Below are 13,650 nucleotides of genomic sequence, written 5' to 3'. Positions count from 1 at the left end.
CCGGATGCGGGTGCGTCCGGCCCAGGAACCGAGTCATGCCACTGAACCCTGAAATTGCCGAATTCCTCGACCTGGTCGACGCCAGCCCTGGCGATGGCCAGTCCATGGCCTTCCACCGTTCGACCCCCGCCCAGGCGCGCGACGCCTTCGAGCAGGCCTCCGTGCGTATGCGTTGGGAAGCGCCGCAGGTCCATAGCCAGGACCTGCATTGCCAGGCTCGCGATGGCGCCACCCTGGCGCTGCGTCTTTACCGGCCCTGCGCGCCTGCCGAGCAACCACTGCCGGTGCTGCTGTACCTGCACGGTGGTGGATTCGTGGTGGGCAGCATCGCCTCGCACGATGGCGTCTGTCGCGAGTTCTGCGCGCGCACCCCCTGCGCGGTGCTGACCGTCGATTACCGACGCGCGCCCGAGCAACGCTTTCCGGTGGCGCTCAACGACTGCGCCGATGCCTTGGCGTGGCTGGCACACAACGGGCGCGAGTGGGGGCTGGATGCCAGCCGGGTCGCCGTGGGCGGCGACAGTGTCGGCGCGACCCTGGCCAGCGTGCTGGCGATCGACGCCGCACACCTGGGTGGGCCTGTACAGCCGCGGCTGCAATTGCTTTGCTATCCAGTGGCCGATGCCTCGAAGCGCTGGGAGTCGCGTACGCTGTTCGCCGAGGGCTACCTGCTGGAGAGCGCCACCCTGGAGTGGTTCTACGACCATTATGCGCGCCAGGCCGAGGACCGCTCGAACTGGCGTTTCTCGCCGCTGCTGGCCACCGGCTTGCAGGGCGTGGCGCCGGCCTACATCGGCCTGGCAGGTTTCGATCCATTGCTGGATGAAGGCCAGGCCTATGTACGTCACCTGCGCGAGCAGGGGGTAGCGGTCAGCTGCGAGGTGTTCGAGGGGTTGGTGCACGACTTTCTGCGCATGCGCTTGGTCACGGCCGAGATCGACACGGTGTATGAGAGGTTGGCGCAGGTACTGCGTGACGCCTTGAACTGATGGTTTGCACTGGATAGGGAGGGCCGCCATGCGGCCCTTTTACGTTGCCGACGACCCAGGGCCTTGCGCCCTGGGTCGTGGTTGCGGTCAGAACTTGTACTGCACGCCGGTCATGAAGTTGCGGGGCGCGCCGTACACGCCCCAGCTGTCGACGTAGGAGAAGTACTTGCGGTCGAAGACGTTGTTGAGGTTGAGCGTTGCGCTCAGGTTCCGGGTGATGTCGTAGCGCGCCATGAGGTTGGTCACGGCATAGCTGCCCTGGGTGAAGGTGTGCAGGTCCTGGCCGGTCTTGCTCTGCCAGTTCACGCCACCGCCGATGGTCAGCTTGTTGTCCAGAATGCCGGGCAGGCGATAGGTAGTGAAGGTCTTGGCGCTGTGACGGGGGGTGTTGGTGACGATGCGGTTGTCGTCGGAGTCGGTGCTGACGCTGTAGGCGTAGCCGGCGAACGCCTGCCAGCCCTCGGCCAGCTCGCCGTTGAGCTCCAGCTCCACGCCCTTGGTGGTGGTGCCCTGCTCGGCGCGGTAGATGTCCGGCGCACGCTCATAGACGGCCAGGTTGTCCTGGTCGATGCGGAACAGCGCCAGGCTGGCGTTGAGTTTTTCCTCGTTGAAGCTGCCTTTCACGCCCAGCTCGTAACCGGTGCCTTCCTGTGGGTCGAGGGCCTTGTAATTCTCATCGTGCACGCCATAGGGCTGCGGGTTGAAGATCTTGGTGTAGCTGCCGTAGACCGACCAGGTGTCGTTGAGGTCGTAGACCACGCCGGCATAGGGCAGGAACACGCCGTGGCGGTTCTCGTCACTCTTGTTGTCGAGCGTCGGATCACTCCAGTTCTGGTAGTCGCTGGTGCGTCGCCAGTCGGTGACGCGACCGCCGAGAATCACGGCCAGGTCGTCGGTCACGTGGAAGCGACCGGTCATGTAGGCGGCGTACTGGTTTTCCTGGATGTAGGTTTTGCCGATGGTGGTGGTGTCCGGGCGCGGGCCCTGGCCTTTCCAGTCCCAGACATTGTCGATGGTGCCGTCATAGCCGGTCCAGGGACCGAACCAGCCACCGTGATCCGGGGTGTTTTCGGTGTAGCGGGACAGGGTGACCCCGGTGATCAGTTCATGCTCGCGACCGAACAGGGTGAACGGGCCGGTCAGGTAGGCGTCGAGGTTGTTCTGGCGAGGCTTGCCCGACCAGCGGTTGGGGTACATGTAGGCGCCCGAGCCGTCCACCGGACTGATCTCGCCGTTCATGTAGTTGATCAGCTCGTCGAAGTCCATGACGCTGTGGCTGAGCTCGACCTTGCCACTCCAGCCGTTGTCGAACTGATGCTCGAGGGAGGTGAAGACATTGGTCTGTTTGCGGTCGTTGTACGACCAGGTTGGCGAACTGTTCTTCGAGCGGCTGAAGTCGGTCTTGCTGCCGTCGGCGTAGCGGACCTGGAAGCCGGTGCGCAGCGGGTCGTCGACCTGGGTATTGAGGTAACTGAAACCGACGGTCAGCATGGTTGCATCGCTGAGGTCGAACTCGGAGATACCGTAGATCAGCTGCGTATCCTGCTCGAGGCGGTCGACGAAGGAGTTCTGGGTCTTGTAGTCGACCACCAGACGCCCGCGGACGTTGCCGCTGTCGGTCAGTGGGCCGGAAACGTCGAATCCGGTGCCGTAACGGTCCCAGCTGCCAGCTTCGGCGGTCACGCTGCCCTGGAAGGTCGCGGTCGGGCGCTTGCGGATCATGTTGATGGTCGCCGACGGGGTGCCGGTGCCGCTGATCAGGCCGGTGGCGCCACGCACGATTTCGACACGGTCGTACATCGCCGTGCTCTGGGTGGTGTTGTCCAGGCGCGGGGAGGTGGGAACACCGTCGATCTCGAAGTTGTTGATCTGGAAGCCGCGCGACCAGTAGGTGTCGTTCTCGGCGCCGATGCCGGTGCGCAGCACGGTGATGCCCGGGGTGGCCTCGAGCACTTCGGTCAGGTTGGTCAGCTTCTGGTCGTCCAGGCGCTGGCGGGTGACCACGGTGACCGATTGCGGCGTTTCCTTCTGGGTCAGGTTCAGGCGCGTCGAGCTACTGGACATGTAGGTGGTGTACAGGCCGGAGCCTTCGGTGACCGAACCTGGCGCCATGCCCGAAATCGAGGTTGGGCTCAGCTCCAGTGCGGCCTCGCCGGCACTGGGTGGCGGTACCAGCAGGATGGTGTGGCCGTCCACGCGGTAGGACAGGCCGCTGCCCTGGAGCATGCGCTGCAGCACCTCGTCGGTCGACAGCGAGCCGGATACCGGGCTGGATTTCAGACCTTGCACCAATTCCGGGCTGTAGAGGATCTGCATCTGCGTCTGCTGACCCAGTTGCTGCAGGGCGCTGGACAGCGGCTGGGCGGCGATGTTGACGGAGACCTGTTCGGCGTGGGCTGCGCTGCTCCCCAGCAGCATCAGGGCCAGCAGGGCACCCGGCAGTACCATACGGTTCGACTGCGATGGACGTACGGCGCGTGCCAGAAGGGTCGGGGACAGGTTCGGGCGGTGCATGGGTGAAAGGAACTCCTGAGGGACGTGGGCAGTTTTTCTTTTGGAATGTTCAGTAACTGATAATTAGACGCATCACGGATTGGAAACCGGAAAAAAGAATCAGCAATCTGTGCTTGGCGATTTATCTGATGAAAACCCCGCAGGGGGAATGCCATGGCGTCGGCTGTTCCCCCTTCCTTGCGGGCGGATCGCGGCGCCGTGCTCCGGACTGGCCAGGCCGTGCGCCACGCGCGTCGCAAGGGTCAGGCCGCGACGTGCTGGGTGACCACGCGACCGGCCTCCATGCGTACCAGTTGGTCGGCGATATCGAAGTAGCGATCATCGTGGGAGATCACGATGATGGTCTTGCCCAGGCGCTTGAGGTCGGGCAGCAGCTCGGTGTAGAAGATCCGGCGGAAGGTAGGGTCCTGGTCGGCCGCCCACTCGTCGAACACCAGCACCGGGCGATGCTCCAGCCAGGCATTGATCAGCGCCAGGCGCTTGCGTTGCCCGGTGGACAGGTCGGTGGTGGTGAACTTGCCGTCCTGGATGCTCACCTTGTGTGAGATTTCCAGGCGTTCCAGATACTGGCTGGCATCTTCGGGAATGCTCTGTTCACCCTGGATCACATCGTCGAACAGGTAGTAGTCGGCGAAGATCGTGGTGAACAGCTGGCGATACGGGTCCCTGTCGCTGGCATCGATGATCTTGTCATCCAGCGCGATATGCCCCTGTTGTGGTGCGTAGAGTCCCAGCAACAGCTTGATCAGCGTGGTCTTGCCACAGCCATTCTCGCCGACAATGAAGACGATTTCGCCCTGTTCGATCCGCAGGTTGACCGGCCCCAGCCGGAAGGGCGCGGCATCGCCCACCGCTGGGAAGGCGTAGCTCACCCCGACCAGTTCCAGGCTGCGCACCTTGGCCTTGGCAGCCGGTGCGTCGGTCAGCAGCAGGTGCGGCTCGGGTGAGGAAAACTGCCGGGAAAGCTCGGCGATGCGCTGGAAGGCGATGCCGGCGCGGCCGACGATGGGCAGCGTACCGATCAGGTGCTCCAGCGGGCCTTTCATGTACAGCAGCACCAGGACGAAGCCACTGATGACCGCTTTGTCCTGCCCTGGGCCGGCACCGTGCATCAGCAGTGCGATGCCAATGACCACGAAGAACAACATGGAGCCGAAGGTCTTGGCGATCACGAAGGTGTTGATTGCGCGGATCTGGGTCTTGCAGATGAAATCCGCGGTGGCCTGGATGCCATGCACGAACATGCGGTGGCGACGTGGGCGGTGGATGCGCAGTTCCTTGGCACCACCGGCCACGGCGTTGTACTGGCGTTGCAGGTCGTCCTCGGCGTCGCGGGCGGCCATGAAGCCACGCACGCCTACCGATTGCGCGAGGTACTGGGCGCTCGTGCCCACGGCGATGGCCGCCAGCATCAGCAGGAACATCGGCCACGACAGCATGGCCAGGTAGCCCAGGCAGCCCAAGGTCACCGTCAGCGAAATCGCCAGCGGCGCGAAGGCGAAGGCGAAGTCGCTGATGGTGTCGACATCATGGGTCAGTACCGGAATCAGACGGTGGCTGCGAAAGCGCTCGATCTGCTCGATCGGCGCGGCGAGCACCTTCTCCCCCAGGGTCTTGCGCAGGCGGGCGATGATGTGCTGGCCAACGTAGTTGGTACCGATATCCGACAGGATCGTGCTCACCAGTGCCAGCAGGCACAACCCGGCAAAGCCCAGGATCAGGCTGTGCCCCAGGTCGCCCTCGGCGTGCAGCGCGCCGTTGATGGTGGCCAACAGCGTGGTCACGCTCAGGCCCCCGATCATGCCGAGGAAGATGGACAGGGTGACGATCGGCCAGAATGGCTTGAGCAGGGCCAGCAATTCACGCAGGGCCCCGCGGTTGGAAGTGCTCATCGGCTGGTTCCCGTCCTCAGGCGCAGGTCTGGCGCAGGCTGGCTGGCGCGTTGCTGGCCTGCTTGCCCAGATGCTGGTAGAGCGACTGGCCGATCTCCGCCGCACGTGCCGGCAATACCGACAGCAGCGTGTCGCTGAGGCCGTGGGAGGCTTCGCAGAACCCTTGCAGGTAGACGTTGGCGCCGAACTCGGAGTGGGCCAGCGCGCGGTAGTCGCGGTCTACCTCGAAGTCCTTCAGGTGCTGCTGCAGGGGGGCCAGCAATTCGCGGTGCGAGCGGCGTTCGTAGCCGGTGGCGAGGATCACCGCGTCGTAGCGGTGGGTCTGGCGCACATCGGTGGCCAGGTCGCGCAAGGTCAGCTCGATGCCTGCGGCGGTTTCCACCACATCTTCGATGGTGCGGCGGCACAGCACGGCGTGGCGGTGCAGGTGCGCGACCTTCTGGCGGTAAAGGATGCCGTAGATGCGCTCGAGCAGGTCAACGTCGACTACCGAGTAGTTGGTGTTGTGGTATTCGCTGACCAGCTTCTCGCGCTCGGCGTGGGGCTGGTTGAACACCAGGTCGGTGTACTCGGGGGCGAAGATCTCGTTGACGAACGGGCTGTCGTCGGCCGGCTTGAGGGCCGAGGCGCGCAGGATCATGTCGACCTTGACCGATGGATAGCTGTCATTGAGATCGATGAAGGCCTCGGCGGCGCTCTGCCCGGAGCCGACCACGGCGATGCGCATCGGCTTGCCTTCGTTGCAAGGCAGCTGCTGCAGTGCGCTCAGGTACTGGGAGTGGTGGAATACCCGCGGGTCGTTCCTGAAGGCGCGGAAGGCGTCGGGGATCTTCGGCGTGCCGCCGCTGCCGACCACCACCGAGCGGGCACGGCGTTGGGTTTCACGGCCCTGCGGGTCGCGGGAGACGATGCGCAGGTGGTCGACCTTGCCCTCGCGCAGCTCAGGTTCGATGCGCAGCACTTCCTCGCCGTACACCGCCTGGGTGGCAAAGTGCTCGGCGGCCCAGCGCAGGTAGTCGTTGTACTCCAGGCGGCAGGGGTAAAAGGTGCCCAGGTTGATGAAATCGGCCAGGCGCTGCTTCTGGTGCAGGTAGTTCACGAAGCTGTAGGGGCTGGTAGGGTTGCGCAGCGAAACCAGGTCCTTGAGGAAGGAGATCTGCAACTCACTCTGGGTGGCCAGGGTGTTGCCGTGCCAGCGGTAGTCGGTCTGCTTGTCGATGAACAGGGCGTCGAGAGCATGGCCGTTGGTCTCGGCGAGCTCTTCCAGGGCGATGGCCAGGGCCAGGTTGGAAGGGCCGAAGCCGACGCCGATCAGGTCGTGGATTTTTTCGGGGGAAGAGGTCTGGCTCATGGTTGCGGTTCCTTGGATGGTCGAGTGGGGGCGCCGCTGAAGGGCGCCCCGTGTCCTGCGCAAGTACACCGATAGGAACGAGCCTGCTGGCGGAGAATTTACCGCCGCCTGGCGCTTTACAGCTCGCGGGCCACGCGGAATCCGATCCAGTCGCCACGGTCGTCGCGCACGGTGGTGTTGCGGTTGCCCGAGCGCGAGAAGATCGGTGCCTCGCCCCAGTCGTTGCCGCGGATCGAGATCTGCCGGCAGCCGGCTTCCTTCCAGGCGCTGCCGTCGGCCGGCGCGCCGACATAGCTGTCGTGGTAACAGTCGGCGACCCACTCGTAGACGTTGCCGTGCATGTCGTACACACCGAAGGCATTGGCCGGGAAACTGCCCACCGGTGAGCTGTAGCTGAAGCCGTCCTTGGGGCCGTAGACGTTGGCGTTCTTGCTGATCTCGAGATTGGCGTCCGGCTCGAACGGGAACATGCCGGTACTGCCGCCGCGTGCGGCGTATTCGCGCTGCGCTTCGCTGACCATGGCGTAGTGCTTGCCGGTTTTCTGCGACAGCCAGGCCACATAGTGCTCGATGTCTTGGTAGCTCATGCACACCGCCGGCTGGCGAGGGCCTTGCTGGTAGCTGGGCTTGCTATTGGTGCAGCGCCGCCCGGGGCGATCGTCGCCGTCGGCGATGACGATGCCGGTGGCCTTCTGGTAGGCGGCCCATTCAGCGGCAGTGATCTGGAAGCGGCTGATGGCGAACGGCTTGGCGAAGGTGACCGGGTGCTGCGGACCTTCGTCGTCCTGGCGGCCCATCTCGTCGGGCGGGGTGCCCATGGTAAAGGTACCGGCGGGCAGCACGACCATTTCCGGGCAGGCCTTGTCGCAGTCGCGGAACACTGTGCCGGGCTTGTCCGACGGCTGCGCGGCCAGGGCCGGCAGGCTGCAGGCGGCCAGCACGGCGGCCAGGGTGAGGCGTTGCAGGGGTGCGCTCATGGAAGATGCCTTGTTCAAAGTTGCTGGGTAATGAGGGACATGACCCGGTCTATCTGCTGCTCGTCGTTGAGCAGGCTTGGGGCCAGGCGGATCACCGGGCCGACGTCGCGGTCTACGGCGTCGCACATCACCTTGTTGGTGGTGAGGTGCGCGGCCACGGCGTCGGCGTCACGATCCTTGATGCGCAAGAAGGTGAAACCGGCGGAGAACTGTTCGCTGCGCGGGGTCACCAGCTGGATCTGGCGGTGCTCGAGCAGGCGCTGTTTGAGCAGGCTGTTGAGCTGGTGTATGCGCTGCTGCACCTCGGCCTTGCCCAGTTGCAGGTGCAGCTTGAAGGCCTCGCTTGTGGCCCAGCGGTGCTCGAAGGCGTGGTAGCCGCCCGGGGTCATGATGGTGGCGAAGTCCTCATCGCGGGAGAAGGTGGCGACGCTGGGCACCAGGTGCTGCATGCCGGTGGAGGCAGCGCAGATGATCCCGGTGCCGCGCGGGCCGAACATCCACTTGTGCGTACCGGCGATGAAGTAGTCGCAGTTGAAGTCGGCGAAGCGGGCGTTCTCCACGCCGAAGCCATGCACACCGTCGACCACGTACAGGATGCGCTCGGCTTCGCTGCGCTCGCGGTTGTGCCGGCGCACCAGTTCACCGATCTCGCCCACCGGCAGCTTGACGCCGCTGCCAGAGTGCACCCAGGTCATGCCCAGCACCCGGGTGTTGGGCTTGATGGCCTTGTCGAGGGTGCTCAGTACCTGGTCGGTGGAGACCGTCCATGGGTCGTCGAACAGGCGGATCTGGCGCACCGCGGTGCCCTGGCGCTGGTTGCGGAACTCCAGCGCCTTCTGCGCGCAATAGTGTTCGTGCTCGGTAATCAGCACCTCCTGCCCGGCGCCGACTTTGAGGCCGCCATAGATCATCGCCAGGCCTTCGGTGGTGCTGCCGGTCAGGGCGATCTGGCGCGGGCCGACCTCCAGGTAGCGCGCGGCCCACTCGCGTACTTCATCTTCGCGCTGCCATTCGTACTGGCTTTCCCAATCCATCAGCGCAGCTGGGTTGCGATCCAGGTCGGCGCGGTGGCGATCGATGGCTTCCTGTACCGGGCGCGGATGGGCGGTGACCAGGAAGTTGGCGAAATGCGCAATCTGCGGGTCGAGTGGAAACAGCTCGCGCAGGTTGCGCCACTTGTCGGGGCCGGCCAACGGCTTGGCGGGCTGGGCCAGGGCCTGGGGTAACAGTGGCAGGCTTGCGGCCAGCAGCCCCGCCTGTTTGAGGAAAGTGCGGCGGTTACTCATGTGTGTCGGCCTTGTTCAGCGATTGGCGACGGGGCGGGCAGCTTTCTGCACCTGTTCCCAGACGCGCAGGAAGTTGCCTGCCCAGAGCTTCGCGATGTCCGTTTCGCTGTAGCCTCGGGTCAGCAGTTCGGCGGTGACGTTGCGGATTTCGCTGACGTCATTCCAGCCGTCCGGGCCGCCGCCATCGTTGAAGTCAGAGCTGATGCCGACATGGTCGATGCCGACTTTCTTCACCGTATAGTCGATGGCGTCGACGTACTGCGCGAGGGTAGCCTTGGGCTCTTCTTCCAGCGTGCTGTACAGCGCGCTGGCGTATTCGCCGAAACGCGCTTCGGGCCAGATGGCGATCACCGCATCGCCCGGCATCAGCGCGTTGGCCAGGCCCTGCAGGGGTTGCAGGTCGAAGCGCGCGCGCAGGGCGTCGAGTTTTTCAATCACCGGCTTGCTCAGGGGCTTGAGGTATTGGCCGAAGCCGACCACCTGGATGACACCGCCGCTGTCCTTGATCAACTGCATCTCCTTGTCGGAGAGGTTGCGCGGGATGTCTACCAGCGCCCGGGGCGCGGAGTGCGAGGCCACCATGGGCGCGCGGCTAAGGCGGGCGACATCTTCAAGTGCCAGGGTGGACATCTGCGATACGTCGATGATCACGCCCAGATCGTTGAGGCGCTTGACCGCCTGCTCACCCAGCGGCGACAGGCCACCGAGGGCGTCGGCGGTGTCGTTGAAGAACGGCAGTGGGCGCGAGGAGTCCGCCCAGTCGTTGTTGCCCGTGTAGCTGAAGCCGAACATGCGCACGCCGCGCGCAGCCCACAAGTCCAGCTGCGACAGGTCGTGGCCCAGTGGGTAGGCGTTGAGCATGCTGATGAAGATGGCGAACTTGCCTTCGCCATTGAGCCGGCGGAAGTCGTCGGGGGTGTAGGCGATGCCGACCTGGTTGGGGAAGTCACGGACCATCCCGCTGATGATCTTGTAGCGGGCTTCCTGTTCCTGCCGGGCGGCATCGACGAAACCGGGGGTAGGGCGGTGCGGGGCGTTTGGGCCGTTCCAGATTTCCGGCCAGCCGAAGATGGTCAGCGCCGCACCGGACAGGCGGCCCCGGTTGGCCTTGACCAGGTCGAACTGGCCCGGGCCGTCCTTGTCGATTTCCTGGCCGGCGCTGCCCAGTTCGAGGGGCACGGTGACATGGCTGTCGAACGACAGCATGTGCTCGTGCAGGTCGTTGGCCTGTTGCACGATTTTCAGCGGATAGCCGGCGTGCTGCTGTTGCCAGAAGAAATAGCCGGCGACACCCCCCAGGGCGGCCACCAGGGCCAGGGGTAGGCCAATGTAAAGGGCCTTGCGGGAACAGGTCTTGGTCATTGCCATCTCGTTGCACGGTTGATCGGGGCGGCCTGCCGACGCACAACGTGCTGCTTGGGCAGGGCTTGGGTATCAGGTGAACGAGCGACCGCCGGGCAAATTTATCGCCGGCTTCGAACCAGGCCGAGCCAAGCCTGGCATTAAATTTCGCCGAAGATGCAACGTTTTAGCCTTGGACGGGCCGTGCTCCACGGCCGCAATGAATGCTCAGGTAGTTGCAATGACGATTTCTCGACGCGGGTTCATCGCCGGTGTGGCATTGGCAGGCGTGGCGGTGCCCGGCGCGATGTATGCGCAGCATGTGCAGCGCCAGCGGTTCGACGAGCAGTTTCCGGAAACCCCCGGTGAGGCGGTGGTGGAACTGGCCGATGCGGCGCTGCAGCAATTGGGCGACACCTTGCGCGGGATCTGGCGTTTTACACTGCAAGGGAAAGATGCCGGGCTGCCCGGCCTGCCTGAGGGTGAGCTGGAAATGTTTCTCGATGTTGCCCCAAGTGGCCGCGGCCTGCGTGGTTACCTGGACACGCCCGAGCGCCTGCGGGGTGCCGAGGCGCCGCGTTATCGGGTAGTCGGTGACCTGCTGACCGATGCGAACAGGACCTTGCGTTGGCGGCTGTTTTCTACCGCGCCGGGGGAAGGGCAGGCTGACTACCAATGCACGGTGGTACTCGACGAAGTCTGGGGTGAGTTCGGCAATGCCGGGCAGGCCACCCTGAACGGGTGCATCGCTGCGCTGGGGCGTTCGTTGACCCTACCCGTGCAGGACAACACTTTTGTCGCGCTCAAGCGCAGTTTCCCCGAGGCTCGCGAGCGCACGCCTCTGTCCCCGGCCTTGCTGGCCTGGCTGATTGCGCCGGAGCACCGCCTGTTCCACCAATTGTGGCATGCCTCGCGTGACAAGTGGCACAACCTCGACAAGGACAAGCAGGCGGCCCTGCGCGGCTTGGGCTGGCAGCCCGGGCCGCGCGACCGTGAGCGTGACGCCCGTGGCCGGCACAAGGATCGCAATGGCTCGGGCGAGGACTTTTTCTTCATGCACCGGGACATGCTGCGTGCTGCCCGGGTCATTCAGGACCTGCCGTCGTGGGCGCGGTTCCCGCTGCCGCAGCCAGAGCTCGAACGCGACCGGGTCGGCTTTGCCAACTATTTTGACAACCATGACGGTACGGCCTTGCCACCCACCTGGCTGGCTGCGGACGATGCGGCGTATACCCAGTGGGTGCGCGATATCAAGACGCCGGATACTTTCCACGGTAACTTCCAGGTCTGGGAGTCGAGGTACAGCGACCCGCATTACCTGAGTACGCTCACCCTTGCGCAGTTCGGTTCGGAGATGGAACTGGGCCTGCACGATTGGTTGCACATGCGCTGGGCCTCGGTGCCGCGCGACCCGTCCAGCGGCTTGCCGGTGCCGTTCGCGCGCCAGCCGGAGGACTTTGCCGCACGCTGGTTCGAGGCGGAAAACGACTTCCTTGGCGACCCGTTTTCATCCCATGTAAACCCGGTGTTCTGGCACTTCCATGGCTGGATCGATGACCGCATCGAGGACTGGTTCCGCGCCCACGAGCGTGTGCATCCCGGCCAGGTGCGGCGCGCCGAGGTCAACGGTGTGCCGTGGTTCGCGCCTGGGCGCTGGGTAGAGGTATCCGACCCATGGCTGGGGCCGGATACCCATGGCTGTTCGACTGTGCCGGGGCTGCGGCCGGGGCGCAGTGTGGAGATGGACCCAGAGACAATGAAGCTGGCGCTGCGTATCATCTTCGCCGATGACGACCTGTTTGCCAGCTTGCGGCCGAAGGTGCCGCAGCGGCCCTGGTACGCACGCAACCTGAAACTGGCGAAGCGCTGACACCGCGCCCCACAGGGAATGCATCAGCGCTCGACCTGCCAGCCACCTCCCAGAGCCTTGTACAACGCCACGCTGCCCTGCAGCCGAGCCAGGTGCAGCTGCGCCTGCTGGTCCTGGGCAACATACAGCGTGCGCTGGGTTTCCAGCACCGTCAGCAGCGTTTCGGCGCCGGCGCTGTAGCGCTGCTGTGCCAGGGCGAAGGCGGTGCGTGCTTCCTGTACCTCCTGGTCCTGCCATTGCCGCTGGCGGTCTACGCCATGGATCGCATTCAGCGCTTTTTCCACGTCGGCGAAACCTGCCAGGATTGCGGCGCGGTAATCGTGCAGCAGCTCTTCCTGTTCGGCACTGGCCAGTTCGCGCTTGGCGCGCAGGCGGCCGTTGTTGAAGATGGGTGTGGCAATGCCGGCAGTGAGGGTATAGAAGGGGCTGCCGAGGATATCGGCGAAGGTCCGTGCCCCGCTACCCAGGTCTGCTCCCAGGGTCAGCTTGGGCAGCATGGCGGCCCTGGCCACTTGTACGTTGGCGCTGGCGGCGGCCAGCCGGGCCTCGGCGGCGGCAATGTCGGGGCGTCGGCCGAGCAGGTCGCTGGGCACCCCGCTGCCGATCGCCGGCCAGCGCAGGGTAGCGATCGATTCGTTGGTGTTCGGTAATGCCTGCACCGGATCACCGAGCAAGGTGGCAAGGGTTATCCGGTTGTTCTGCCATTGCTGCTCCAGCAGGGGTACCTGGCGCTCCTGGGCCGCCACCAGGCTGCGTTGCTGCGCCAGCTCCAGTCGCGTGGTCGAGCCAGAGCGCTGGCGCGCCTCGACCAGGCCCAGCACGTCCCGGGCGTTTTTGAGGTTCAGCCGGGCGATGCGCAGCTGCTCCTGCAGCGCCAGGCCCTGCAGGTAGCTATCGGCGACGGCGCTGGTCAGCGTCAGCTCCACCGTCTGGCGATCGAAGCGGCTGGCGTCCAGGCCATGCAGGGCGCTGTCGCGGGCGGCGCGGATGCCGCCCCAGAAATCGACCTCGTAGCTGGCGCTCAAGCGCGTGCCGAATGAGGTGCTGGTGCGCTCGCTGCTGCTGGCGTCGAGTTGGTCGTTGCCGTCGCCGCGCAACAGGCGCTGGCGGCTGCCGTCCACTCCGAGCGTCAGCTCCGGCAGCCGCGCAGCGCCGGCGATCACAGCCTGCGCCTGGGCCTGGCGCACCCGTGCCGCGGCGGCGGCCAGGTCGTGGCTGTTGTGCCGGGCGCGTTCGACCAGGCGGTCCAGTTCGCCGCTGGAGAAGGCTTGCCACCAGTGAGCATCCGGCAGGGCCTGGCTGGAGGCGTCGGCTCGGGATTGCCAGGTTGGCGGCTCGGTAATGCCGGCCTCGGGGGCGGGCGGTGTGCTGCAGGCGGCCAGGGCCAGGCTGAGGGTCAACAGGCTGATGCGGCTTGGCAATGTCATGGG

The 13,650-nt window shown here is 65.2% G+C and carries 9 protein-coding genes; 2 read left to right on the top strand and 7 right to left on the bottom strand.

Annotated elements, in window-relative coordinates; genetic code table 11:
• The first annotated feature begins 35 nt into the window (after positions 1-35).
• On the top strand, positions 36-989 hold the full coding sequence (locus L1P09_RS16700) for an alpha/beta hydrolase (protein WP_232892682.1): 954 nt from the start codon (positions 36-38) through the stop codon (positions 987-989).
• Between the two features lie 87 nt (positions 990-1,076).
• Here L1P09_RS16700 and L1P09_RS16695 read toward each other — a convergent pair whose 3' ends face one another.
• From L1P09_RS16695 to pvdM, 6 genes are all read right to left on the bottom strand, one after another.
• Positions 1,077-3,503 carry a TonB-dependent siderophore receptor gene (locus L1P09_RS16695; protein WP_232892683.1) on the bottom strand — a complete coding sequence of 809 codons (2,427 nt, stop codon included), beginning with the start codon at positions 3,501-3,503 and terminating at the stop codon, positions 1,077-1,079.
• 242 nt (positions 3,504-3,745) lie between these two features.
• Positions 3,746-5,395: a cyclic peptide export ABC transporter gene (locus L1P09_RS16690; protein ID WP_235767911.1), complete on the bottom strand. Its 1,650-nt coding sequence runs from the start codon at positions 5,393-5,395 to the stop codon at positions 3,746-3,748.
• Positions 5,396-5,411: 16 nt separating this feature from the next.
• Positions 5,412-6,746 carry a lysine N(6)-hydroxylase/L-ornithine N(5)-oxygenase family protein gene (locus L1P09_RS16685; RefSeq protein WP_054904861.1) on the bottom strand — a complete coding sequence of 445 codons (1,335 nt, stop codon included), beginning with the start codon at positions 6,744-6,746 and terminating at the stop codon, positions 5,412-5,414.
• 116 nt (positions 6,747-6,862) lie between these two features.
• Positions 6,863-7,723 carry a dihydropyoverdine dehydrogenase gene (gene pvdO, locus L1P09_RS16680; RefSeq protein ID WP_235767909.1) on the bottom strand — a complete coding sequence of 287 codons (861 nt, stop codon included), beginning with the start codon at positions 7,721-7,723 and terminating at the stop codon, positions 6,863-6,865.
• 14 nt (positions 7,724-7,737) lie between these two features.
• Positions 7,738-9,009, bottom strand: a complete 1,272-nt coding sequence (gene pvdN, locus L1P09_RS16675; RefSeq protein ID WP_054904863.1) for a pyoverdine-tailoring periplasmic protein PvdN — start codon at positions 9,007-9,009, stop codon at positions 7,738-7,740.
• A 15-nt stretch (positions 9,010-9,024) separates the two neighbouring features.
• Positions 9,025-10,371 (bottom strand): pyoverdine-tailoring dipeptidase-like protein PvdM, encoded by a 1,347-nt coding sequence (gene pvdM, locus L1P09_RS16670; protein WP_235767907.1) that lies wholly within the window; start codon positions 10,369-10,371, stop codon positions 9,025-9,027.
• Positions 10,372-10,591: 220 nt separating this feature from the next.
• On the opposite strand from pvdM, the gene pvdP reads away from it, so the two are divergent.
• A complete protein-coding gene (gene pvdP / locus L1P09_RS16665; RefSeq protein WP_235767906.1) occupies positions 10,592-12,220 on the top strand; it encodes a pyoverdine maturation tyrosinase PvdP in 1,629 nt (542 codons plus the stop codon).
• 23 nt (positions 12,221-12,243) lie between these two features.
• Here pvdP and L1P09_RS16660 read toward each other — a convergent pair whose 3' ends face one another.
• Positions 12,244-13,647 (bottom strand): efflux transporter outer membrane subunit, encoded by a 1,404-nt coding sequence (locus tag L1P09_RS16660; RefSeq protein ID WP_054904866.1) that lies wholly within the window; start codon positions 13,645-13,647, stop codon positions 12,244-12,246.
• Between the last annotated feature and the right edge of the window lie 3 nt (positions 13,648-13,650).

The organism is Pseudomonas juntendi (assembly GCF_021560075.1).
GTDB classification, from domain to species: Bacteria; Pseudomonadota; Gammaproteobacteria; order Pseudomonadales; family Pseudomonadaceae; genus Aquipseudomonas; species Aquipseudomonas juntendi.
The sequence above is the reverse complement of the archived record's forward strand: the minus strand, read 5'-3'. Positions and strand labels throughout refer to the sequence as shown.